The following is a 24,038-nucleotide window of genomic DNA, read 5'->3' as shown; positions in this document are numbered from 1 at the left end:
TGATTTCACCGCCATTAAACCATCATTTTCCAAATCAAACAACATTCCAAAGACTCATTTCATACAAAAAAACCTAGCTTTTCGCTAGGCTCTTTCCGTCCCGTGGTAGGGTTTTTCCTGATAAAAATAATTCGGTTTCACGATCGTATTGTCATAGTGACGATGGAAGATATGCGTAGCAGCTGGTGATACTGGCGGAATCAGCCATGTCCAATCACCAGTCAGCTTACGATCAGCTTTTTCTTCCTGTTTTTCAAACTGCTTGAATTGATGGGCTGCTGTATGGTGATCTACAATGGTTACCCCTGCCTCGCGATAAGAGTGCAGAACCGCGACATTCAATTCGACAATGGCTTTGTCTTTCCAAAGTGACGAATTTTTTGTTGTATCGAGCCCTAAAATAGAAGCGACTTTTTTCAGCATATTGTAGCGGTTTTCGTCAGCTAGATTTCGTGCGCCAATTTCTGTTCCCATATACCATCCATTAAACGGTGCCGCATTGTAATGAATGCCGCCAATTTCTAATTTCATATCAGCAATAATCGGAACAGCATACCATTTCAGTCCTAAATCACCGAATCCATCATATTCAGGATGAGTGATCTCTACCTCTTGAACGATCTCTTTCGGAAGATCATACAAAACCGGCGGCTGATCTTTTAGCTGAAACATAAGTGGCAGAAGGTCAAAATGCGTGCCTTCGCCTTTCCAGCCATGCGCTTCACACAACTTGGTTAATTCAAGTGATGCCTCGTCCCCAATGATGCCATATTCCGACTCATATCCCGCATAACGAACAAGCTGATGATTATAAATAACGACTTCCTTCCGTCCCTTATTCTCTGGTGGGAAGATGGTAATGGACGGTTTGATTTTACCCCCATTTGTCGCATACTCAATATGATGAAAGAGTGCCTCTTTCACCTCATCTTCTGTTCTCACGTGCCGGCAGTCATGCACATGCAGTGTTGACCAAAACAAGCGCCCAATGCACCGGTTGCTGTTGCGCCATGCCATTTTTGCCCCGTGAGCTAATTCTTCCTGCGTATGAGTATACATGCCGTCAGACTCAATTTCTTTTTTTATTTCATGCAGACGTGCTGCTTTTTCTTCATTTAATTTGCCTAATTCTTCATAGCATACAGAAATAAAAGCTTTTGCTTCATTCCACAACGCTTCTTGGTTACTCAAACATACTCGCCTCACTTTAATACGAATATATCCATTGTAGCGGTTTCTATTGATAAATTCACTTGTTTCAAACCATTTTTTATCATATCGTGCGACGATTGTCCTTAGACAATGGATGAATCAATGACTTCAAGGGTCTTTTGGAGCCAGCGAACATACCCTTTTTCTCTTTCAATTGCTCTTGTCAGTACTAAATAATGCCCGAATTGTGTTGAATGCAGTGATTGGGCAGATGGATCTTCTTCTGTTAAAATGTTCAGTTTCTGTTCAAGCATCTCTACTTTCTTTGTTCGCTCCTGCAGCTGATGTGAGAAGAGACCGGCCGCTTCTTTTTGATCCATAGATGAGATAAAGAACGTTTTTAACATAAATTCATCTTTTGTTGTGTCTGGAATCGGGCCTTTTTTCCTTAACCACTCATGCAGTTCTCTTTTTCCTGCATCAGTGATTTGATAAACCTTCTTCTCTAGCTTCTTTCCTTGTATGTGAATATCAAATTCAATAAAACCCTCTTCTGTTAGCCGCTTTAATTCAGGGTATATTTGACTATGCTTCGCACTCCAAAACTGTCCAAGGGAATCTTCAAAGTGTTTCTTCATATCGTATCCCGTCAGCTCACGCTGATCTAGTAAGCCAAGAATGGCATATTTCAGTACTCTCATGACATGCCTCCAACGCATATTCTTTGACAATAGTATACCATACACCTTAAAATAAACATGTAAATCATGACATGTTTGAAACAACATCATTTTAATTGAAAGAAGGAATAAACATGGATCAATTCGTTGGACTTCATATGATTTATACGTATGAAAATGGCTGGGAATATGAGATTTACATTAAAAATGATCACACCATTGATTACCGCATTCATAGCGGAATGGTTGGAGGCCGCTGGGTTCGTGATCAAGAAGTGAATATTGTGAAACTGACAAAAGGGGTATACAAAGTTTCCTGGACGGAACCGACTGGGACAGACGTGTCTTTGAACTTTATGCCTGAGGAGAAACGCATGCATGGGGTCATTTTCTTCCCAAAATGGGTGCATGAACGTCCAGATATCACCGTTTGCTATCAAAATGACTATATCGACCTCATGAAAGAATCCCGTGAAAAATATGAAACCTATCCGAAGTATGTCGTACCAGAATTCGCAGACATTACGTACATCCACCATGCTGGGGTAAACGATGAAACGATTATCGCAGAAGCACCGTATGAAGGCATGACCGATGAGATCAGAGCTGGACGAAAATAGAAAAAGCGGCACGCACTGTGCCGCTTCTAGATGGTTGACAAAGGACTAAAATGAACTTGATTTTAGTCCTTTTTATTTCATACCTAACGTCTTTTGAGATAACAAGAATCGGTAAACTGGTAGTTCATCGCCTACTTTCGATGCAATAAAACCAGATGACATATAGCTGTCTTTTGATTCTGGTTCAAGGGCAAGTGACAACAAATTGGTCTCTGGCTGTGCAGTCACATATACCTTTGTTCCTTTTGGCAGTTGACGTTTCTTTTCAACGAGTCTCGTTTCAAGCTGAATATCTGTTTTGCTTGTTTCCACTCGTTTTGTCACCTCATAGGCTTGAACTGGCACTTTCATGCCAACAGGAAGTGTCACACTTTTTAACCCTAAAGTCCTGAGCTTTCTATCTACTCCTTCATGTCCTGGGAGAATAAGATAAGCTGTCGGCCGTTCTCTTGTCAATATAGGAACCGCATCACTTGCACTATGAAAACGTACCGGGACATTGGTGGTTTGTCCTTTCTCAATATCCACCATTTCAAGTGAATCGTTCACAGGCGCCTTGAAAGCATCTTGAATGACTACTTGATCATCATCATTTGGTTGAAGACCTTTTTTCACAAGTTTCAGCCACTCCGTCACCATTTGCTGCTTCACCTGCTTAGCATGCTTCACTGTTGTCTCAATGATTTTTTCATGAGTGGTGACTTGTGCTGCCACACGCCGAGTAAAGTCCTCTCTGCCAATTCCAATCCCCCTACTTTCTACAAGAAATGATAAAGCTGGTGAAAGCGCCAGGGCATTTCGGCCAATTCGTGCATCGGTTCCGCCTTCATAAAGGTCGATCTTTCCGTCCTTCCCTCTTGTGTTTGTATAATATAAATCGTTGGAAAATCCTTTATTCGTCAATGTTTCACGTACTCCGTTGACGTACAATTCATTTGACGTGAAACGAATGCTTTCAGGAATGTTCAAATTCTTACCGGATAATATCAGCAAATCGTGATACTTGAGAGCACCTATTGCACCGATATCTTCAAACTGCTTTTGACCGACATCATATTCATGGGCATCAATGACGACCTCGGGCGCATAGCGATTAAATTCTTGATGAAGGGCTGTCAGCTCTGGAGATTCTAATGTCATGTGGTCACGGTTGCCATCCATTCCGTTTGCAAGTCTGCGGTCAAATGCATAAGAACCATCTGGGTTGATTCTTGGGACAATGATGACGTTGACATGGCTCAGTATACGCTCTCCTTCATCACCTGCTAGTCGTTTGGCGATGACAAGGGCAGATTCACCGGAGGCTGGTTCATTTCCGTGTATTTGTGCTTGAAGCCAGATCGTTGGCTTTTTTGACAGTGGAGAGATGTGGCGATCCTTTGTAAAATAGAGGGCTGGAATGGACCTGCCTTCAATGGATGTTCCAATCTGTTTCTGCGTGGCGTAAGGACTTTTACTGACAATGTCACGTAAAAAATCTTGAAGCTCTTCTTGTGTGGTAAATGCTTTTCCTTTTTTCTGAAAAGCAGGGGTATCAAACGTTTCGTCAGGCTCAGGATACAGTTTTTGAACCGAGGCTGGCTGCTCATAGCTTTTTCCATAATAAGGGGTCTCTGCATTCGCTGAAGCTGGGGTCACCATCGACAAACTTCCTGCCATGAGGCATACAGCAGCAAAAAGAATGGTACTTTTCTGTTTGGACATGCTATCCTCTCCCTTCGTTGATTTGCATTATAAAGAAAAAAACAGCAAAAGTGTCAGCATTTTTCAAAAATATATCTTTTGGAGGAATCATGCATGTCTTTATATAGGGCAAATGAATGGATGTTGCCCTGCAATAGGACCTAAAAAAGAGTGCCTGCATGAGCAGCAGACACTCTTCTCATTACCAGATCGAAATGGCCCCAATGAGAACCGCCATCACTGTCATGGCGACGACTGCAAGAACCGCCCATTTCATGCCAAATTTCTGATGCTGATCTAGTGATACCCCAACGAGTCCCACAAGTAAATGAGTCGATGGAACAAGTGGGCTTAACATATGAATCGGCTGACCAATGATAGATGCTCTCGCAATCTCAATTTTATCGACACCGTATGCTGCCGCTGTTTCTGATAGGATCGGCAGTACCCCATAAAAGTATGCATCATTCGGCATAAAGAAAGTGAAGATCCCGCTTGTTAGCGCGACAATGACTGGAATAAACCCGCCAAGCTGCTCTGGAATAGCCGAAACAATCGAAATCGCCATTTCATCAACCATTTTCGTCCCAGTTAAGATGCCTGTAAAAACACCTGCCGCAAAAATCATCGAAGCAATCGCTAAGACGTTGGTTGAGTGAGCCGCAATCCGCTCACGCTGCTGTTCAAGGTTCGGATAGTTCACGATAATGGCAACACAGAAGGCAAGAACAAACAGAACCGTTAAGCTTACTTTTCCAGACACAAGCAAGAGAACCAAAAGCAAAGTCAGTGTCAGGTTAAACCACCAAAGTTTCGGTCGCTTAATATCATCTTGCAGCGCTGCTGCCATTTCATTTGCATGAATCGGCTGTTCGAGCTCAATAACACCAAGACGTTTTCTTTCGGATTTTCCAAGAAAATAGGAGACTACAATCATACTGAGAACCCCTGCGCCAATGACTGGAATCATCGGGCCAAATAAAAGTGATGGATCAACGCCAAGTGCACTTGCCGCTCTAGGTGTTGCCCCTCCCCATGGAATCGTATTCATAATCCCCATGCCGACTCCGGCAATACCCGCTAAAATAATCGGACGAATGCCAAGCAGTGTAAATAGTGGAAGCATGGCTGTTGTTGTAATCATGTACGTTGTGGTTCCATCACCGTCAAGTGCGACAAGCATCGTCAGGACGGCTGTTCCGACAACAATTTTTAATGGATCGCCTTTGACGATCTTTAAAATTTTCGCCACCATTGGATCGAATAAACCTGCATCAATCATAATCCCGAAGTACAAAATGGCAAACATGATCATGACCGCCGTTGGTGCAACTTGCTGTACACCTTTGACAATCATGTCTGAAATTTCTGTAAAATGAAAACCTGCAATAAGAGCAAATGCAATCGGTGTTAATACCAATGCCGTTAAAACAGACATACGTTTCGTCATAATTAAAACCATAAATACAATCATCATAAGAAATCCTAAGATCGCTAACATTTCGTTCACCCCTTATTTTGTATACGCTTTCATTAAATGTTGGTATCCCATTTCCAACCCTTTCTGTCATGATATCTGACGCCTGAATTGAAGTAAATATTATGAATTTTAATTCTTTTTTGGTCGATAAATGCTTTTTGTTCATTTTGTGCATTCGCTGATGTTCCTTAATTGCATGAAAAAAAGCGGTCTCATTTGACCGCTTGTTCTCCTTGTATAAATTGCTCATATCGCCTTAATTGCTCTTCCATAAAGACCTTTGCTTCTTTACTATTCATATAACGGCCTGTCCAGCCTTTTTGTTTTAACTGCTTTTTCCATGACTTCGTTTGCGTCATTTTTTGAAGAAGCTGATCCCATGCTCGAATGTCGTGCTGATTCATTTGCTTTGGTCCCATCACACCACGCCAATGAGAGAAGATAAGCGGAATCCCTTGTTCTTTCCAAGTGGGCACGTCTTTGAATCCTTCTAAACGCTGATTCGTTGTGGTTGCGACGAGCTTCAATCTTTTCTTTTCATAATCATGGCGAACCTCTGTAATGGTCGTAGTCGCCGCATCTACCTCATGGTCAATGAGTGCTTGAAATAAATCATCTGCACTGTCAAATTTTAAAAACTGAATGCGGTACGGATCTATCCCTGCCATTTCGGCAGCCCGTGCGAATGAGATTTGATCATCATTTCCAAAGTCCGGGGCAAACCCAATTTTTAAGGAATCCGGTTTCTTTTTTAGTGCGTGTAATAGCTCTTTTCCATTTGAGAAAGGAGAATCAACTGGCACTGCGACTACCTGCCACTCTTCCGCAAGAATAGCAAGCGGGGTGACATCATTCATGGTCACGTTACTGCTGCCCAGCAAATTACGGCTTAATAATAAGCTTGAATTTAAACTGATATAATTGGCATCTCGCTCCATCATATAGGTCCAGCCTTTATCAACCGTTCCGCCTCTTTGATAAAGAATATGCACAGGCTCTTCCACTAGCTTTTCTTGTTCTAGCACGGTTTTCATCACTTGAGCCGTTTGGTCAAATCCGCCGTCAGGTACACCTGATACCACAATGTATAATGGGCTGTGCTCCAGGAAAGAATCTTTTGCTTTTTTTTCATTAAAGGTGAGCGTTGTACAAAGGCAGACCAAAATGAGTAGGAGTATTCCTTTTTTCATTTTTATGACTCCGTTTGTTTTTTGGCGGGATAATATTTTCGTTCTGGTCTACCAATGATTCCATACGCCAGCTCTGCCCGGCATTCTCCCGTTGTCACAAGATACTCTACGTATCGTCTTGCTGTTGTACGTGATGCGCCCATTTTTTCTCCGAGTTCTTCCGCTGTAATTCCGTTCATCTCTGCTGTCATGAATGTTTTCACTTTGTCCAAAGTCAGTGAATTAATGCCTGTTGGCAAGTCTCGCTCATCCTTTTGCTGCGATTCTTCCTGTATTTGACCAAAAAACAGATCAATCATCGTTTGATTGACTTCATCTTTTGAATTGATTAACTCTCTCTTCTCTTTATATTCGGTTAAAACCTGCGTGAATTTTTGGGCGGTCACTGGTTTGATTAAATAATGAACCACTCCATAATGCAGTGCGTCTCTTAACAGCATCGTTTCCGTTGCAGCTGTGATAATGATCACATCCACTTCAGGATGGCGCTCTCTTAACAGCGGCAAAAGGTTCGTGCCGAGCTCATCAGGCATGTAGACATCAAGTAAAATGAGATCCACTTGTTCTTTTTGAAGTGCCTCCCACAGATCCTTTGCACTCTTTGCCTTGCCGGCAACTTGAAAGCCTTGTACCTTTTGTATATAAGATTCATGAATCGCAGCGATTCGAAAATCGTCCTCCGCAATGAGTACCTTGATCACAACCTATTCCCCCTTTGTGCCTTTCGGTATGTAAACAGTGAAGATGGCACCGCCTTCTTTTTGGTTCGCAACTTCAATCCAGCCCCCAAGTTCATCTAGCACTTCTTTGACATTGGCAAGTCCATAACCTCGCCCTTCTCCCTTTGATGAATGTCCTCTTGTGAAAAGTTGTGAAATGGCTCCTTCATCTACACCGTCCCCTGAATCAGATACCTCTATGATAATATCAAATCCAATATCTGTGATGAACAAGCTGACTTCTCTTTTCTCCTTATTCAATACAGCCTCAAACGCATTGTCTACGAGATTGCCAATGATGGTGATAAAGTGAGATAAACTCAAATGGGCTGGGAGCGGCTCCAATGAACTATTTTCATCAATGTGAAAATGAACCTTTTTCTCAGATGCCTTTCCTAACTTCCCAAGTAAAATGGCTTGTATCTTCGGAGAGCGAATTTGCTTCATGAGTAAATCATGCTGGCGATTTTGAAGTGTATACTCTTCTTTAATTAACTCAATGGCTTCACCCACTTGTTTCAACTCAAGCAAGCCTAAAATAGCGTACAGCTTATTCGAAAATTCGTGTGTTTGTGCTCTCAAGTCTTCTGAATATTGACTGACCTCTGTCAATGTATCCAGCAGCTTTGTCAGCTCGGTTTTCTCCCTAAAGCTCACAATTCCTCCAAATACTCGATTGTCCTGCACCACTTTTTTGACATTTAACACGAAGGTTTTATCATTGACGACTGATTCTATGTTAGGTTCTATCATCTCTTCTTTTAGATAGGATAGAAGATTGGCATTTGGCAACACTTGATCAATATGAAGAGGCAGCGTTGAAGAGACGCGTAGCATCTGTTCAGCTGACGTATTCATCATCGTAATGGCACCTTTACGGTCAAATGCAATGATTCCCTCTTTAATCGCATGCAGCATCGCTTCTCTTTCTCGATATAATGAAGCAATTTCATGCGGTTCAAGCCCTAATATATCTTTTCGAATACTCCTTGTTAAAAAAATGGCTCCAAATACCCCAGGCAAGAGCACAAGAAGGGCAATATAACTTAATTTGAAGAGTTGATGGGCTGTCGCTTGGTCGATATCTCTTTTTAAAAATTCGACGCTGACGGTCCCAATAATTTCTTCATGACTGCCTGTTTCTTTCATAATCGGGGCACTGCCTCTGACAACGGTTTCACCATCAGAATCACCCGTTGATATGGAAGTTCCTCCAAATAGCAGTGTACTTCTTCCTTCCGACACACTGATGGTTTTCCCTACATCCTCATGATTCGTATGAAAAAGAACCTTTCCTTTTTGATTGGTGATAAAAATGGCATGCGCTCTTACTTGCTCCTTCATTTGCTCAAGCACAGCCTGTTCTTCATTTTGCGAATCTCCCGTGGCCACCGATGTTTTAATGGGCGGCATATAAGATATCGTTCTAGCAGTTTGCACCGCCAGCTGTTCAGCTTGACTCTGCCTTTCTGATGTCTGCAAAAAACCAAAACAAATGGTCAATAAGGCAATAACAACAAGTAAAAGACCAATAATTAACCCCAAAATTTTTGTTTGTAAAGTGACTTTCCTTTTGCCCATCCTCACCGCCACAACCCCTAATTCAGTAGATTCACCCGAATAGACTCTAAGAAAATCATATCATTTTTTCTCATGAAGTTAAGAGAAAATTCACACAGACAAAAAAGGATGACTCAGTATTGAGTCATCCCTGTGTGCCTATTACGTGATGGATAAACCAGCACTTGCATAGCCTGCTACAGTATTCACTAAGGAAAGACCAGTAGCTGTTGCCGAGAATACGACAAGCAATCTTGTTTGCGGTGTGACTGGTACACTTAAACCAGTAGCGATACCGTTTGAAATAGCCCCTATCGTTAAAATACCGGTTAACGCCGGTGCCAATGTAACGCTCGCTACTTGAGTGAAGCTGTTATCTGGTGTTGGTGAAGCAAACAGACTAGCAGTTACAGTAATACTCGTGCCAACTAAAGAAAGGGCTGCAGTCGTGCTAAAATAGCCAGCAAATGACGTAATGGTTCCAGCTCTTGGAACGGAGAATGCCATGTTTAACAATGTTCCTGCTGCTCCGGTTAAATCAATGATTCCTCCTACAATACTGACACCTGTCGCCGAGTTACCGAATCCGACCAAGCTAGATGTTCCAACTAGACCGCCTGCGATTGTGGTTAAAACAGCTGGCGTACCAGATGCAAATGGAATAATCGCACTTGATCCTGTCACACCTGTTGCACCGGTTGCGCCCGTGGCTCCGGTTCCTGTAGCCCCTGTTGCACCGGTCGCTCCCGTGGCTCCGGTTACTCCGGTTGCTCCCGTGGCTCCGGTTACTCCGGTCGCTCCCGTATCTCCCGTGGCTCCTGTGGCTCCGGTTACTCCGGTTGCTCCCGTGGCTCCGGTAGCGCCAGTTGCTCCGGTTACTCCGGTCGCTCCCGTATCTCCCGTTACACCTGTGGCTCCGGTTACTCCAGTCGCTCCCGTATCTCCTGTTGCACCTGTAGCTCCGGTTACTCCGGTCGCTCCTGTATCTCCCGTTACACCTGTGGCTCCGGTTACTCCAGTCGCTCCCGTATCTCCCGTTGCACCCGTGGCTCCAGTTACTCCGGTCGCTCCCGTATCTCCCGTTGCGCCTGTCACACCTGCGGCTGCCAATAACGTATAATCTGGAGACGTATCTGGTGTGCCAGTTGGTGGTGCTGTATTTACGATATAAGTTCCACCTTCATATGTCACCACTTGACCTACTGGATAGGTTGGAGCTGTTGCTGGGTCAAATGCCAAAATACCAGCTAACCCTACTCCGGTTGCCCCCGTATCTCCCGTTGCACCTGTGGCTCCGGTTACTCCAGTCGCTCCTGTATCTCCCGTTGCGCCAGTGGCTCCGGTTACTCCAGTCGCTCCCGTATCTCCTGTTGCACCTGTAGCTCCGGTTACTCCAGTCGCTCCTGTATCTCCCGTTACACCTGTGGCTCCGGTTACTCCAGTCGCTCCCGTATCTCCCGTTGCGCCAGTGGCTCCGGTTACTCCAGTCGCTCCCGTATCTCCTGTTGCACCTGTAGCTCCCGTAGCGCCAGTGGCTCCGGTTACTCCAGTCGCTCCCGTATCTCCTGTTGCACCTGTAGCTCCGGTTACTCCAGTCGCTCCCGTATCTCCCGTTACACCTGTGGCTCCGGTTACTCCAGTCGCTCCCGTATCTCCCGTTGCGCCAGTGGCTCCGGTTACTCCAGTCGCTCCCGTATCTCCCGTTGCACCCGTGGCTCCAGTTACTCCAGTCGCTCCCGTATCTCCCGTTGCACCGGTCGCTCCAATTGCTCCTGTCGCTCCGGTTGCGCCTGTATCTCCGGTGGCTCCTGTCGCTCCGGTTCCTGTGGCTCCTGTGGCACCCGTTGCTCCTGTGGCTCCTGTCGCTCCGGTTGCGCCGGTATCTCCGGTGGCTCCTGTCGCTCCCGTTCCTGTTGCTCCTGTGGCACCCGTTGCTCCTGTGGCTCCTGTCGCTCCAGTTGCGCCGGTATCTCCGGTGGCTCCTGTCGCTCCCGTTCCTGTTGCTCCTGTGGCACCCGTAGCTCCGGTGGCTCCTGTCGCTCCGGTTGCGCCTGTATCTCCAGTAGCGCCGGTCGCTCCCGTTCCTGTTGCTCCTGTGGCACCCGTAGCTCCGGTGGCTCCTGTCGCTCCGGTTGCGCCTGTATCTCCTGTAGCACCGGTCGCTCCTGTTCCTGTGGCTCCTGTTGCGCCCGTTGCTCCTGTGGCTCCTGTCGCTCCGGTTGCGCCTGTATCTCCTGTAGCACCGGTCGCTCCTGTTCCTGTGGCTCCTGTTGCGCCCGTTGCTCCTATGGCTCCTGTCGCTCCGGTTGCGCCTGTATCTCCTGTAGCACCGGTCGCTCCTGTTCCTGTGGCTCCTGTGGCACCCGTGGCGCCCGTATCTCCCGCAGCTGCTAACAATGTATAATCTGGAGACGTACCTGGCGTACCTGTTGGTGAAGCTGTATTCGCCACATACGTACTTCCATCAAATGTCACCACTTGACCTTCTGGATAGGTTGGGGCATCCGCTGGATCAAATGCCACGATACCGGTTAAACCTACACCGGTGGCGCCTGTTGCGCCCGTTGCTCCTGCTGGACCCGCTGGGCCAACTGGACCCACTGGACCTGCCGGACCTGCTGGGCCTCTCCTTCCTCTTCCCCCTGGCGGTCCTTGAATGACACACACACAAGGATCTTTTCCACAGCATGGATTTTTTACTGGTTTCCTTGGTTTGTCTGATTTACCTTTCTTACAACTATCACATTCCCAGCCATCATCCTTATACGCATCATACCAGCTTCCTTTTTGGTAGTGGTCGGTCGAATGAGTTGGGTATATCTTTCCGCATTGTCTACATTTTCTCATAGAATCACCCCCATCCATCGTATTCATCATGATCGATAAAGGTGTATGTACAATTTTATTTTTATCAAAAAATTTGAAAGGCCTTGCACTCTACGTACAAGGACCTCTCTCCATCGTTAAAATGTCATCGTCATTTTTAAATCTTTTCCTACCATACTATATTCAATATCCGCTGGACGGATCGCCTTTTTTAGTTTTTTCACACCTTCTCCTTCAAAAAAAGTAGGTGCATCTTTCCCTCCGATTAATAAAGGTGCCATATAGATAACAGCTTCGTTCACAAGTGATGCTTCTAAAAATGACGCACTCACACTGCCCCCTGCCTCTACAAGCACTGACATCACAGAGCGCTTCTTCAACATGTGTAACACAGCCTGAAGATCTGTCCGGTGTTCTCCGCTTGTGACAAATACTTGATGACCTTTTTGTATCAACTGTTGATACTTTTGATGATCATAATCTTGTGATGTACAAATTATGGTTTCTGCCCTATGATCTGTTAAGCATTTGGCATGAAGCGGTATCCTTAATGTTGAATCTAAAATGACACGAATGGGCTGATGGTTGAATGAATCCTTTACAATTAAGCCGGCATCATCTTGAATAATCGTTTCCACTCCTGTCAGCACCGCATCTGCTTCTTGACGTAAGCGCTGCACTTCTGTTCTCGCTTCTATTCCAGTGATCCATTTGCTTTCTTGCTCAGCCGTGGCAATTTTCCCATCTATCGAAATAGCTGATTTTAAGACAACATATGGAAGGTTTGTTTGCATCAAATGAAAAAAAGGAGCATTTAAACGATCTGCTTCCTGTTTACATATCCCTTGCTCCACTTCAATTCCAGCCTTTTTCAAAAAGGCAATTCCTTTACCTGCAACAACCGGATTCGGATCTTGGGTGGCAATCAGCACTTTCTTCACTCCACTTTTGATGATCGCTTCGGTGCAAGGGCCTGTTTTTCCGTGATGTGTACAAGGTTCGAGTGTCACATACATGTCAGCTCCCTTCGCCTTTTCTCCTGCCATTTGTAGCGCATGAATTTCAGCATGAGGCTCGCCAGCCTTCATGTGCGCACCAATCCCAACGATCTCACCGCTCTGAACAATCACTGCACCAACAAGCGGATTGGGTGAGGTTTGTCCTTTCATCGCCTTCGCGTTGGCAATCGCCAGCTTCATATAAAAAACATCGTCTTTCATCTCGGGCTCCTTTCTTCTCTCAAGGGAAAGAACTCCTTCAGAAAATGAAGGAGTTCTATTCTCATGTGCTATACTTTCTCAAGCCGTTTCTTTTCAGATCGATCATAGTAAGGCAAGGAATAAAACAGTTTATATGATGCTCGTTGTTTACAAAAACAGCATTTGCGACATTCATATTTATTAATGAGGAGCACATGCGGACAATTGAGTACAGTCAGACCTTTTTTCATATGTTCCTTGCAAACACTTATCATGAGAATCCCCCGCTTACATTCTTTTTCTTAATGAGAGATTACTTCTTTCGGAAATTGTTCAAATAAGCGCAGTACTTCCGTATGTGTGCCATCTTCTCGAATATGATAAATACCACCGTCATATGAGCTTGCATACACATCATTTCCTAGTTGTCTAATGGCACTAATACCATTCTTAGCAATTCGAATCGGACCTGTATTGACATCTAGCTCTGGATTCCAGACCACAATATACCCCCAATAGTCTCCGCTCACAATATAGCCAGAGTCTGTCACAGTGATGGATTTAATGGAATATTGATGCTCGTTGTGCTGATTTAAAATTCTGCCTGTATGCAAATCAAACAATCGGACGTTTTTATCCCGGCTGACAATGGCAATACGATCTCTTTTGCTATCAATAAATACATCATTTAACAGCTCTGTCGCCCCGATATATTCTGCTGTTAAGGACAAACTCTTTTTATCGAGAAGACAGATGGTTCCTTCAACTGCCGCTGTGATGATATGATCTCCTTCTACCTTTAATGCTTTGACCGCGCAATCATGTGCTTTAGAACGGCCGATTTCCTTTAAGTGTTCAGTCGAAATGACATGCACATAACCGCCATAAGTGCCGATATAAAATTGACGATCCTCCTCATGGAAATACACACTATTGACAGGACCTGTGTTGAGATCAAAAGAGACCATTTGCTGCAATGACTCGTGTACAATATGCACCTGACTCGCATGATCGCCCCATGCATAATAGCTTCCATCCCGAGCAACAGCCACTCCATTTGTGAGAACACCTGTTGATTTTGCGATTTCGATTCCATTTTTTCTGAATTTTCCGTCATCTGATGCAGTGATAATATCACCCGCTTCAGTCAACGCAATATCATTAATAGAAGGTGTCGCCAATTCCTGCTCATCAGAGATCACTTTTCCTTCTTGAATGGACCATTCACAATACGTTTTCCCAAAGCTGGCTCCTAAAATGGCTTGCTCGTCTTCTGTCCAAACAAGCGAGCGCTCCCATTGATATTTATGAGGCAGCAACGTATCAATTAAATCACCGGTTTCATAATTCCACAGCTTAATTAGATGGTCATAACCCGCTGTAAGCAAGTAGTTACCGCTCGGTGAAAAATTCACACGTTTCACACCCTGTAAATGAGCTTTAATGATTTTTTTCTCCTGTAATGTAGCGGCATCATAAATGATAACTGTGCCATCATCTCTGCCAAGGGCGAATACTTCTTTTTGATTGCTGCCGCTGATGGTATCCAGCTCATAATCAAACGGGCCAATTTCACCTACAATTTCTCCTGTTTCATAGATCCATACAAGGACATAGCCATCGTCACCAGTTGTATAAGCTTTATCCTCATGAATCCATACAGCTAATACATCCTTGCTATGTCCATGAAATTCTCTTAAAATGGCTCCCGTTTCAATATCCCAAACTAAGCATCTTCTGTCTCTGGACACTGATACAAGAAGCGTATCCTGCTTTGCAAATGCGACAGCTTCCACATCATCCGCATGACCATATAGCGTACGAATTCTTGTATGTGTGCCAGTATCATATAATTGAATGGTATAGTCTGACGATGCACTCGCTAAATACGTTCCATTTTCCGAAAGGGATAAAGAGTTGATGATATGCTCGTGACTGCCAATGAATGTTCCTTCTCCCGTGGCACGGTCCCATTTATAAATACAGCGATCATAGCCACCTGTGTAGACAATTTGGTCATGCTGAGTTGATAAAACGGATGTAATCGGTCCTCTATGCATGGTTTTACACTCCCACCTTTATATGTTGTTTTTGACGAGTAACTACACGAAAACCAGTAAATCGAAAAACAGGGTCTGGGTGTTTCCCGTGTCTTCTTGCGACTCTGCATAAATCTCCGCCTCTTGCGAAGGAGCCACCTTTTAAAATGTAGTAATCACTGCCGAGTGTCTCGGTTAAATCATCTACAACCTCAATTCCGCCTTCATATATGTGATACTTGGTGTTGACCCATTCTTCGACATTGCCACCCATATCATATAGTCCAAATAGAGATCTTCCTTTTTCGTAATGACGGACAGGTGTCGTTTTTTCAATATTTGATTCGTGTGTATTACAGTAAGAGGGGTTAAACTCATCTCCCCAAGGATATTGATGTCTCGTATTGCCCCGGGCAGCATATTCCCATTCTTCCTCAGTAGGGATCGATACCTCATATCCAAGCTTCCCGCTCAGCCACTGACAAAATGAGAAAGCTTCCTCGATGTCCATGCCCCAAGCTGGATGGTCTTTTCCCCCGCCAAGCTCTAGGTTCGTCAAGCTCTCTGGATAAGGCTTTCCTGTCTCGTCACAATAGCTTTGATACCATTCATTGGTGACGACCGTATCTGAGATGAAAAATTCACTCATATACGGCTGATAAGATGGAAATTCTTTGTACAGCCATTTTTGAAATTTTTTCTCACGGCCATAGGCTGGATTCAGAAGTTTGTCCTTCCAAAATTCTGATGCCTTTTTCATATCTTCTTCATTACTTCCAATCGTCGCATAGCCGCTTGGGATTTGAATCCAATTGATATCAGGTTTCACGCTTTTCTCCCGCCTTCTTTAAATAAACTCATCTACTGATTAATTAATTTCTTCTCATCGACCATATGCCCTGATGCTGCTTTTGCCTTTAAATACGCCTCATTATAGAGAGAGGCTTCTACCGTATGATCAAACCGTAAAACCGGAAGACCGTAAGCAGCAATGGAATCGACTTTATCTGGATTATTGGTTAAGAGATGCAATGGTTTCCCTTTGTTTAAATAGTGCAAGACAGCCGCTGCTTCCTCGTAATGCCGATCATCATCTCCGCAGCCGATCAACCTGTTCGCCTCAAATGTATCCAGTTTCATTTCCTGTAATTTATACGTGAAGGCTTTGGCCATTAGCCCAATAGAGCGCCCTTCTTGATTGGCCATATACACAAGCATGCCTTTTCCGTAATCGGTGATTTTTTTTAGCGATGATGCAAGCTGTGGACCGCAATCACATTTCAGTGACCCAAACACATCCCCTGTTTGGCAGACACTATGAATTCGCACAAGCGGCGGCACTTCATTTTCAAAGTCGCCAAAAAGGAGACAAGAGGAAAATGTTTGCTGCTCGGTACTCATTTGTACAATAGACTCAACCGTTGGCGTTGTATCAGCTTCTACAGACGCAAAGGCATACCATGTAAACTGCACTTCTTCATGTTCAATAGAGATCGGCAGGTTCACTGGCCCCACGAGCAAATAGTGTTTTTCTTGAAATGTAAAATGATGAATCATTGATTGTAGTTCAGCTACAAACTTGTTCATTTGTCTCCCCCTATTCATCACTGCACCCCATTGAACTCTCTCAGCGCAGTGATGGCGTGATGAATATGTGTATGCACTCCCTTTGCATCCTGAGCACCGGTTCCAGCTAGAATCATGGCTCAGGAGAAATTTCCTGTCATACTGGCTGAATAGATGTGCGATGCCAATCATCCATCAGTACCTTTTATAAAGACTCTTTTAGACTGTCACTTGTCCAGTACAAAGGAGCAGAAATCGAGCTTCATACGCTGTATTCTCTGTAAGAGAGCAACACCATTTGATGATTCTTGAATGGAAACTGACATGCTCTTTCTCTAAAAGAATATCTCTGCTAGCTTCGAGCTGCTTTCTCCTTTACTAGAAGCTCTGGTCCTTCAAATGCACGTCATCCGGTTGTACCATTTGATTGGATGAATAGTCCGTACTTCAATTCAGCTACATTGATTGAAGCATGACACCCGCCTAGGTATGCACCAAGAACCATCACATCAAACATCGCGTTTATCCTCCTTTGCACTAGATTTTGACAGCAATGACATGATGCTGGCTGATCCCAGCCTTCGCTTGTAATGGTGTAATCGAAACGAGCTCAAGTCCTGATGTACAAATCTTTTCTCCAAGCTGAGTATCTGAGAATGAAAAATGGAAGCGTCCATCTTCTCCGATTAAGCCTGTTTTCCACTCTTCTCCCCATACAACAAGGGAAAAGACACCACCTTCATGAAGCAGCGAGGAAATCTGCTTTAAGTATCGTTCGTGGTCATCAGGGTGCTGATGGTGAAAGCAGCCATGATCTAAAATCAAATCAAACGTCAGCTCGCGCCCTTGATCCATTGACCAGGACATAAAATCTTGATGATAAAAATGGACAGGAACCTCTTTTCTCTTCTTTAATCCTTGCCATTCCTCATGCTCATAAAGGTCAATGCCGGTATATGCCGACAGTCCTTGTAAATGTTCAAGAGCCCGTCCATTCCCGCATCCGATATCCAGCACAGAAGCAAGTGCATCCTTTTCCCTGGAACGCCATGCCTTGAGAGACATCACAGCAGCGTCTGTTAATGATGGATCAGTGGACCACATATCTGTTCTTTGCTCATAGTGTTCTTGAAAAGCCATGCGCATTTTCTCTAAATACAACCCGCTGTCTTCATGATACAAAGCCTTTTTCATCACGTGACCTCCTTCAATTCACAATCACCTTTCCTAACAAAGGTGGTTTTCAAGCAAAAAGCCTTATGATAAAATGAAAGATGGATTTTTTAGGAAATCTGTTTTCTGAAAAAGGAGAGAAGCATCCCACATGTCACTCTTCTTTTTCAGCACTCATCTTCACATACAACCCCAGCCATTCAACTGTTACAGCGCCTTAGTTTGTTATACATTTTCTTCATATGGGTTCACCTCCTTAACAGCGTTTAGAAAGCGTTTTCTTTATGATGATCCTCTGAATATTACCATTGAGAAATAGGCATAGTAGAAAAACGAATCTACCATTCTAAGCTATCTATCATTCATTTCTTTTTGTCTAATAGATATTTCTTCAGTATCGCTTTGCCCCAGAAGTGCTCTTCCTTAGGTCTTAATGCATCATCCTTTACAGAATTGATCCTGAAATCCACCTATCAAAAATTTAACAACTAATTCCATAATGACTTGATTAAGCCAAATATATTGTTTTTAGATTATTTTGTCAACAAATTATTTCCTAAACATTAGAATGATTTTCTAATTGAAAATACAGGTATATTTCGTGGTTTTTTGACCTTAAAACACTTATTTCTACACAAAAATATAACTTAAACCAATAGAACTAAGAAATTTATCTACTAAATTACACAAGATTTTTATTTCATTTTGAGATAAAAATAAAGATATCATAATTATTTCCCGAGTGGTTTTTTGTGATATTTTCACTACTTTTTTCATTTTTTTGATGGTATCCTTTGATATTTCTATATTTTCAATTAGACATTTTACTGTTTATCCCAATTTTTTAACCTTCCTTAATATAGTGAAAAAGACAGATGGTAGATTTTAATTATCGCAGCATGAAAAAAAGCCCCTTACAAAAGTAAGAGGCTTTCAGCGTGTAGACAAACCCTCGCATTCTTTGTCAGTCCTGCGCGCTGGTACTCACGAATGACAAATTCGCTCCGCGCCAGTGCTCGTCCTTCCTAGACTGCAAAGGTTTTCTATCACGCTGAAAAGAAGACAAAGGGCTAAAATCAAGTTCATTTTAGCCCTTTGTCAACAATCTGAAAAAAAGCCCCTTACAAAAGTAAGAGGCTTTTTACGATGGCGTTTATGCCCAATTTTTCACTTTTTCATGGTCAGTCACAAAGAGAAGAACTTTTCCTTCGTCTAAATGTTCTTCAAATGTCTCAGCTTCTTCTTTTGAGAAACCAATTTCGTGAATCTTATTGCGGAGTTCATCTCCCTTTTTGCTAAAGATGTTTCCAACCGCATGCTTGAGTCCAACTTCTTTTGGACCTATCGTATTGGCATCTGTGTTACTTGCAATACGCTCAGTTCGATCATCGTCATGGGACAGAACATAAATGTCCTCTCTTGCAACACCGAGTTGTTTTAATTGCTCCACATCTCTTTGAAGTGTTTCATCATTTGAATACTCTCTTACAACAGGTTTCATTTATTATTCCTCCTTTAACGTCTTACGAATCTTTTACCCGTCACTTTTGTCATTAAACCTTCCTCCAGCACATCCATTTTTACTCTGTGAACTTAGTGCGTCTATGGACTTATTTTTGACAAAAAGACTGTGAATATGACTAAATTTTCTGAAAAATTGTATTCATTCCTTGTCATTTGTTGTACAATTCTTATACTGGAGGCTAGAAATGGGGTGGAGCTGATGTATTATTTTTCAGCTGAGCAGCAGTTTAATGCATGGGTTGTCAGTGATTTGGTGAAACAGCTTTTTCAAAAATGGAATCCTGAAGAATCAAAAGCAAAGCCGCTTACTTTGTTTGCTGAACAGCACTTTCACATCTGCATCGATTATCTCTTTTCTATTATTATTAACATTGGAGATATCGAGTCAATCGAACAAGATCCACAAGACCTGTTGTCCTCATATTTAAATATCCTTTTTCCTTTTGTGACGCACGATATGATGAAAGCCTCCATGCAAAATGCAAATGAATATTTGTTAAAAGAACGTGATGCGGATGAGTATCAACTGTTTGGTTGTCTCCCGCCGCTCCTTTCTGTCTCTCTTCAAAAAAAGTAGTCCCCTTCTTTTAGATGGTGGCTACTTTTTTGTATGTGCTTGGAAAAGACCGTATGTTTTGAACGAAAAGAAGCATCATGTTAATGTAAATCTAGGTTGCAAGTGAAAGGGAGGATTTGACATGAGTCAACAAAAACAAATTCAATTAGCAAAACGTCCAAAAGGGTTACCTACTAAAGATGTTTTTCATTTTGAAACAGTTGATATACCAACGCCGCAAGATGGCGAAGTCTTGATTCAAACGAAATATGTGTCTGTAGATCCTTACATGAGAGGACGAATGCAAGATACAAAATCCTATACACCTCCGTTTAAACTCAATGAAGTGATCCAGGGTGGTGTGGTCGGAGAAGTCATCGAGTCCAAATCTCCTCAATTTGAGAAAGGTGATTTTGTACTTGGATTCCTTGGCTGGCAAGAATATTCTACTGCCAAAGCAGAGTCTCTGACAAAAATTGATCCATCCATTGCGCCGTTATCTTATTACTTAGGGATTTTGGGCATGCCAGGACAAACCGCCTATTTTGGACTTCTTGCGATTGGTCAGCCAAAAGAAGGCGAAACGGTTGTCATTTCTGGAGCCGCAGGTGCCGTTGGTTCTGTTGTCGGACAGATTGCTAAAATCAAAGGTGCCCACGTCGTTGGAATTGCCGGATCTGATGATAAACTGGCTTATTTAAAAGAACTGGGCTTTGATGAAACCATTAATTATAAAACAACAAATGATTTAGATGACGCCATTGCAAAAGCCTGTCCAAACGGTGTCGATGTGTATTTTGACAATGTGGGCGGCGACATCTCTGATGCTGTAATGAATCATTTGAACCGTTTTGCACGTATTCCAGTCTGCGGCGCCATTTCTTCTTATAACATTAGTGCAAGCGAAGACATTGGCCCTCGTGTGCAAACAAAACTCATAAAAACAAGTGCATTGATGCAGGGCTTCATTGTTGCCAACTACTCTGATCGTTTTGAAGAGGCGGCAAAAGATCTCGCACAATGGGTAAAAGAAGAAAAACTCACATATAAAGAAACAATCATTGAAGGCTTTGACAACATTCCAGATGCATTCCTTGGACTATTCAAAGGGGAAAATGTCGGAAAACAACTTGTCAAAATTTCATAACAAAAAAGGACCCTGCCAATTATGGAGGGTCCTTTTCTTATGCCTGCTTGGGCGCAAGGTGCAGCTGGCCTTGCTTATACACGATTTCTTCGAGCGTAAGATTCAACTTTTTCGCCATTTTTTTCAGCATTGATTGCTCTTGAGGTGTGACAAGACTGATGACTGCGCCTTCTTTTCCTGCGCGTCCGGTTCTGCCTGAACGGTGGATGTAGCCCTCTTCATTTGGCATATCTGCATGAATCACATATGGCAGATCATCAATATCGATTCCTCTTGCTGCAATATCTGTTGCAAGGAGGAGCGGGAATTCACGCTGTTCAAACGCCTTTAAGATGACAGCACGCTCTGCTTTTTTCGCTTCACTGTGAAGCACACCAAGGTCGACATGGTGATACGCTAATTTTTCTGCATAAATGCTCAAATTCGTAATATCTCGCACAAACACAAGCGCCTGCATGTCCTCAAGCCGTGATAGCTTTTGCAGCAGTTTCACTTTGTCACGCTGATCACATAACAGATAATAGTGACCCACTTTCTGCGCTTCTTCCTCGCTTCTAGCAATTTTCAATACTTCTGGTTCAGATGTCATTTCTTTGATCAGCTGAACGGTTTCTTCTTTCAATGTTGCAGAAAAACAAAGGATTTGTCTTTCTTTTAATGTGGACTTAATGATCCCTTGGATCGTTTTCATATGCTCTGGCACAAGAAGCTGATCTGCTTCGTCTAATACAATCGTTTTGACTTCGTGCATTTTCAGTTTCTTGATTTTGATTAACTCTTGTACGCGACCCGGTGTCGCCACCACGATATTCGGGTGTTTTTTTAGCTTTTCCTGCTGCTTCTTGATATTTGCCCCGCCTATTAAGGAAATAGCTTTGATGTCTGAACCTTGTTTGAACTCTTGCACGACATCAAAAATTTGCATCACAAGCTCTCTTGAAGGTGCCAAGATTAAGACTTGCGGGTGTTTGATACTCACATCAATTTTATTTAAAAGCGGCAGAACATACGCAAGGGTCTTCCCTGTTCCAGTCGGTGATTCTGCGATCACATCGCGTTTTTCCGTAATCCACTCTGCTGTTTGTTCTTGTATCGCTGTTGGCTTCTCAAAGCCAGCCGCTTCAAAGTTCTTTTGAATAAATGGCTTTGCTTCTTTCAAAAATGCCCAATTTTCCGTCATGTTGATCTCCTTTATCCTCATTCAATCTATCCTTTAGTATCTCAAAATCAGCTTTGAAACGCAATTTTTCTTTTGATGCTTTTATCGAGCCGGACAGTTCGATATAATCATGAGAGGCACTAGCCGTTTTGAATCTATTTGAGGTGTAAAAAATGATATTATCTGTTAAAGATTTAAGTCATGGCTTTGGCGACAGAGCCATTTTCCACGAAGTCTCCTTCCGGTTATTAAAAGGCGAGCATGTCGGCTTGATCGGCGCCAACGGTGAAGGAAAGTCAACGTTTATGAATATTATTACTGGCAAGCTTGAGCCAGATGCAGGAAAGGTCGAATGGGCAAAAAATGTCCGTGTCGGCTACCTCGATCAGCATACCGTGCTTGAAAAAGGAAGAACCATTCGTGAAGTCCTTCAAGATGCATTCCATTATTTATTCTCGATGGAAGCCTCAATGAATGACATTTACGAAAAAATGGGTGAAGCAGATCCTGATGAGCTAGAAAAGCTTTTAGAAGAAGTAGGCGTCATTCAGGATGCCCTGACGAACAATGATTTTTATATCATTGATTCCAAGGTAGAGGAAATTGCAAGAGGTCTTGGGTTGACAGATCTCGGGCTCGATCGTGATGTGACAGAGCTGAGCGGCGGACAGCGTACAAAAGTACTGCTTGCGAAATTGCTGTTAGAGAAGCCTGAAATTCTTCTTCTTGACGAGCCGACCAACTATTTAGATGAACAGCATATTGAGTGGCTGAAGCGCTATTTGCAGGAATATGAAAATGCGTTTATCCTCATTTCACATGATATTCCGTTCCTAAACAGTGTCATTAACTTGATTTATCATGTCGAAAATCAAGAACTCACGCGCTACGTTGGTGATTATGATCAATTTAAACAAGTGTACGAAGTGAAAAAGCAGCAACTAGAGGCAGCGTATAAAAGGCAGCAGCAAGAAGTGGCTGAATTAAAGGATTTTGTCGCGAGAAATAAAGCACGTGTCAGTACTCGAAATATGGCGATGTCTCGTCAAAAGAAACTCGATAAGATGGACATGATTGAATTAGCAGCGGAAAAACCAAAACCAGAATTCCACTTTAAACCTGCACGTACATCAGGGAAATTGATTTTTGAAACGAAGGATTTAGTCATTGGGTATGACGAACCACTTTCTCGTCCATTGAATTTAAAAATGGAACGCGGGCAGAAAATTGCGTTATACGGTGCCAACGGTATCGGAAAAACGACACTGCTCCGAAGCCTGCTTGGAGAAATTTCCCCCATTTCTGGTGAGGTGGAACGCGGAGAATTCCTGCATATTGGCTACTTTGAGCAAGAAGTAAAAGAGCAAAACAGCAACACTTGTATCGAAGAGGTGTGGAGCACCTTCCCATCGTACACACAATATGAAGTCAGAGCTGCCCTTGCCAAATGCGGTTTAACGACAAAACATATTGAAAGCCGTGTGTCTGTTTTAAGTGGTGGTGAAAAAGCGAAGGTCCGCCTTTGCAAGCTCATTAACGAAGAAACCAATTTGCTTGTTCTCGATGAGCCGACAAACCACTTGGATGTCGATGCAAAAGAAGAATTAAAGCGCGCGTTAAAAGAATATAAAGGCAGCGTCCTATTGATTTCCCACGAACCTGAATTTTATCAAGATGTGGCTACTGAAACTTGGAATTGCGAATCCTGGACAACCAAAGTATTATAAAGACAAAAAAGCCTTATATCGTTTGCAGATATAAGGCT

19 protein-coding genes are annotated in these 24,038 nt (G+C 43.2%); 4 read left to right on the top strand and 15 right to left on the bottom strand.

Going from position 1 to position 24,038, the window contains the following annotated elements:
* Positions 1-84 precede the first annotated feature (84 nt).
* Together MHB38_RS03745 and MHB38_RS03740 are read right to left on the bottom strand one after the other, a co-directional pair.
* Positions 85-1,191: a nitric oxide synthase oxygenase gene (locus MHB38_RS03745; RefSeq protein ID WP_202734654.1), complete on the bottom strand. Its 1,107-nt coding sequence runs from the start codon at positions 1,189-1,191 to the stop codon at positions 85-87.
* 104 nt (positions 1,192-1,295) lie between these two features.
* Positions 1,296-1,853 carry a PadR family transcriptional regulator gene (locus MHB38_RS03740; RefSeq protein ID WP_041506617.1) on the bottom strand — a complete coding sequence of 186 codons (558 nt, stop codon included), beginning with the start codon at positions 1,851-1,853 and terminating at the stop codon, positions 1,296-1,298.
* Positions 1,854-1,966: 113 nt separating this feature from the next.
* Between MHB38_RS03740 and MHB38_RS03735 the strand changes: the two genes are divergently transcribed.
* Entirely contained in the window at positions 1,967-2,452 is a 486-nt protein-coding gene (locus MHB38_RS03735) for a phenolic acid decarboxylase (protein ID WP_008341777.1), read from the top strand.
* Between the two features lie 72 nt (positions 2,453-2,524).
* On the opposite strand, the gene MHB38_RS03730 is transcribed toward MHB38_RS03735, so the two are convergent.
* The 12 genes from MHB38_RS03730 to MHB38_RS03675 all read right to left on the bottom strand — a co-directional run bounded on the left by MHB38_RS03730 (position 2,525) and on the right by MHB38_RS03675 (position 19,388).
* Positions 2,525-4,156, bottom strand: coding sequence for a M14 family metallopeptidase (locus MHB38_RS03730; RefSeq protein ID WP_341002460.1), 1,632 nt, complete (start codon positions 4,154-4,156; stop codon positions 2,525-2,527).
* A gap of 181 nt (positions 4,157-4,337) precedes the next feature.
* Positions 4,338-5,636 (bottom strand): citrate:proton symporter, encoded by a 1,299-nt coding sequence (locus MHB38_RS03725; RefSeq protein ID WP_017366804.1) that lies wholly within the window; start codon positions 5,634-5,636, stop codon positions 4,338-4,340.
* A gap of 191 nt (positions 5,637-5,827) precedes the next feature.
* Positions 5,828-6,805: a tripartite tricarboxylate transporter substrate-binding protein gene (locus MHB38_RS03720; protein ID WP_144716678.1), complete on the bottom strand. Its 978-nt coding sequence runs from the start codon at positions 6,803-6,805 to the stop codon at positions 5,828-5,830.
* 2 nt (positions 6,806-6,807) lie between these two features.
* Entirely contained in the window at positions 6,808-7,506 is a 699-nt protein-coding gene (locus MHB38_RS03715; RefSeq protein ID WP_017366803.1) for a response regulator, read from the bottom strand.
* Positions 7,507-7,509: 3 nt separating this feature from the next.
* The gene (locus MHB38_RS03710; protein ID WP_052321027.1) at positions 7,510-9,105 is read right to left on the bottom strand and encodes a sensor histidine kinase; all 1,596 of its coding nucleotides are present in this window, start codon (positions 9,103-9,105) and stop codon (positions 7,510-7,512) included.
* A 141-nt stretch (positions 9,106-9,246) separates the two neighbouring features.
* Positions 9,247-11,931: an exosporium glycoprotein BclB-related protein gene (locus tag MHB38_RS03705; RefSeq protein ID WP_341002455.1), complete on the bottom strand. Its 2,685-nt coding sequence runs from the start codon at positions 11,929-11,931 to the stop codon at positions 9,247-9,249.
* A 116-nt stretch (positions 11,932-12,047) separates the two neighbouring features.
* A complete protein-coding gene (gene ribD, locus MHB38_RS03700) occupies positions 12,048-13,130 on the bottom strand; it encodes a bifunctional diaminohydroxyphosphoribosylaminopyrimidine deaminase/5-amino-6-(5-phosphoribosylamino)uracil reductase RibD (RefSeq protein ID WP_052321097.1) in 1,083 nt (360 codons plus the stop codon).
* Positions 13,131-13,411: 281 nt separating this feature from the next.
* Positions 13,412-15,169: a WD40 repeat domain-containing protein gene (locus MHB38_RS03695; RefSeq protein ID WP_202734657.1), complete on the bottom strand. Its 1,758-nt coding sequence runs from the start codon at positions 15,167-15,169 to the stop codon at positions 13,412-13,414.
* A 4-nt stretch (positions 15,170-15,173) separates the two neighbouring features.
* Positions 15,174-15,977: a formylglycine-generating enzyme family protein gene (locus tag MHB38_RS03690; RefSeq protein WP_017360403.1), complete on the bottom strand. Its 804-nt coding sequence runs from the start codon at positions 15,975-15,977 to the stop codon at positions 15,174-15,176.
* Between the two features lie 32 nt (positions 15,978-16,009).
* Complete coding sequence (locus MHB38_RS03685; protein WP_017360404.1) at positions 16,010-16,735, bottom strand: GTP cyclohydrolase II; 726 nt, start codon at positions 16,733-16,735, stop codon at positions 16,010-16,012.
* Between the two features lie 516 nt (positions 16,736-17,251).
* Positions 17,252-17,908, bottom strand: coding sequence for a class I SAM-dependent methyltransferase (locus MHB38_RS03680; RefSeq protein WP_007496773.1), 657 nt, complete (start codon positions 17,906-17,908; stop codon positions 17,252-17,254).
* 1,132 nt (positions 17,909-19,040) lie between these two features.
* Positions 19,041-19,388, bottom strand: coding sequence for a general stress protein (locus tag MHB38_RS03675; protein WP_017360406.1), 348 nt, complete (start codon positions 19,386-19,388; stop codon positions 19,041-19,043).
* A gap of 222 nt (positions 19,389-19,610) precedes the next feature.
* Between MHB38_RS03675 and MHB38_RS03670 the strand changes: the two genes are divergently transcribed.
* On the top strand, positions 19,611-19,988 hold the full coding sequence (locus MHB38_RS03670) for a YfmB family protein (RefSeq protein WP_017366799.1): 378 nt from the start codon (positions 19,611-19,613) through the stop codon (positions 19,986-19,988).
* 121 nt (positions 19,989-20,109) lie between these two features.
* Positions 20,110-21,114, top strand: coding sequence for an NADP-dependent oxidoreductase (locus MHB38_RS03665; protein ID WP_017360407.1), 1,005 nt, complete (start codon positions 20,110-20,112; stop codon positions 21,112-21,114).
* Positions 21,115-21,151: 37 nt separating this feature from the next.
* Here the strand turns inward: MHB38_RS03665 and MHB38_RS03660 are convergent, their stop codons facing one another.
* Positions 21,152-22,294: a DEAD/DEAH box helicase gene (locus tag MHB38_RS03660; protein ID WP_017360408.1), complete on the bottom strand. Its 1,143-nt coding sequence runs from the start codon at positions 22,292-22,294 to the stop codon at positions 21,152-21,154.
* A 152-nt stretch (positions 22,295-22,446) separates the two neighbouring features.
* On the opposite strand from MHB38_RS03660, the gene MHB38_RS03655 reads away from it, so the two are divergent.
* Positions 22,447-24,000: an ABC-F family ATP-binding cassette domain-containing protein gene (locus MHB38_RS03655; protein ID WP_007496783.1), complete on the top strand. Its 1,554-nt coding sequence runs from the start codon at positions 22,447-22,449 to the stop codon at positions 23,998-24,000.
* Positions 24,001-24,038 lie beyond the last annotated feature (38 nt).

This window comes from Bacillus sp. FSL K6-3176, from assembly GCF_038003325.1.
Classification (GTDB): Bacteria; Bacillota; Bacilli; order Bacillales; family Bacillaceae; genus Bacillus; species Bacillus altitudinis.
This window is presented reverse-complemented; position numbering and strand designations above follow the sequence as displayed.

Bases quoted from the DNA above. Each gene is read 5' to 3' on its own strand.
- MHB38_RS03740 (WP_041506617.1), bottom strand. From the start codon at position 1,853: ATGAGAGTACTGAAATATGCCATTCTTGGCTTACTAGATCAGCGTGAG.
- MHB38_RS03735 (WP_008341777.1), top strand. From the start codon at position 1,967: ATGGATCAATTCGTTGGACTTCATATGATTTATACGTATGAAAATGGC.
- MHB38_RS03730 (WP_341002460.1), bottom strand. From the start codon at position 4,156: ATGTCCAAACAGAAAAGTACCATTCTTTTTGCTGCTGTATGCCTCATG.
- MHB38_RS03725 (WP_017366804.1), bottom strand. From the start codon at position 5,636: ATGTTAGCGATCTTAGGATTTCTTATGATGATTGTATTTATGGTTTTA.
- MHB38_RS03720 (WP_144716678.1), bottom strand. From the start codon at position 6,805: ATGAAAAAAGGAATACTCCTACTCATTTTGGTCTGCCTTTGTACAACG.
- MHB38_RS03710 (WP_052321027.1), bottom strand. From the start codon at position 9,105: ATGGGCAAAAGGAAAGTCACTTTACAAACAAAAATTTTGGGGTTAATT.
- MHB38_RS03705 (WP_341002455.1), bottom strand. From the start codon at position 11,931: ATGAGAAAATGTAGACAATGCGGAAAGATATACCCAACTCATTCGACC.
- ribD (WP_052321097.1), bottom strand. From the start codon at position 13,130: ATGAAAGACGATGTTTTTTATATGAAGCTGGCGATTGCCAACGCGAAG.
- MHB38_RS03695 (WP_202734657.1), bottom strand. From the start codon at position 15,169: ATGCATAGAGGACCGATTACATCCGTTTTATCAACTCAGCATGACCAA.
- MHB38_RS03685 (WP_017360404.1), bottom strand. From the start codon at position 16,735: ATGAACAAGTTTGTAGCTGAACTACAATCAATGATTCATCATTTTACA.
- MHB38_RS03680 (WP_007496773.1), bottom strand. From the start codon at position 17,908: ATGAAAAAGGCTTTGTATCATGAAGACAGCGGGTTGTATTTAGAGAAA.
- MHB38_RS03675 (WP_017360406.1), bottom strand. From the start codon at position 19,388: ATGAAACCTGTTGTAAGAGAGTATTCAAATGATGAAACACTTCAAAGA.
- MHB38_RS03670 (WP_017366799.1), top strand. From the start codon at position 19,611: ATGTATTATTTTTCAGCTGAGCAGCAGTTTAATGCATGGGTTGTCAGT.
- MHB38_RS03665 (WP_017360407.1), top strand. From the start codon at position 20,110: ATGAGTCAACAAAAACAAATTCAATTAGCAAAACGTCCAAAAGGGTTA.
- MHB38_RS03660 (WP_017360408.1), bottom strand. From the start codon at position 22,294: ATGACGGAAAATTGGGCATTTTTGAAAGAAGCAAAGCCATTTATTCAA.
- MHB38_RS03655 (WP_007496783.1), top strand. From the start codon at position 22,447: ATGATATTATCTGTTAAAGATTTAAGTCATGGCTTTGGCGACAGAGCC.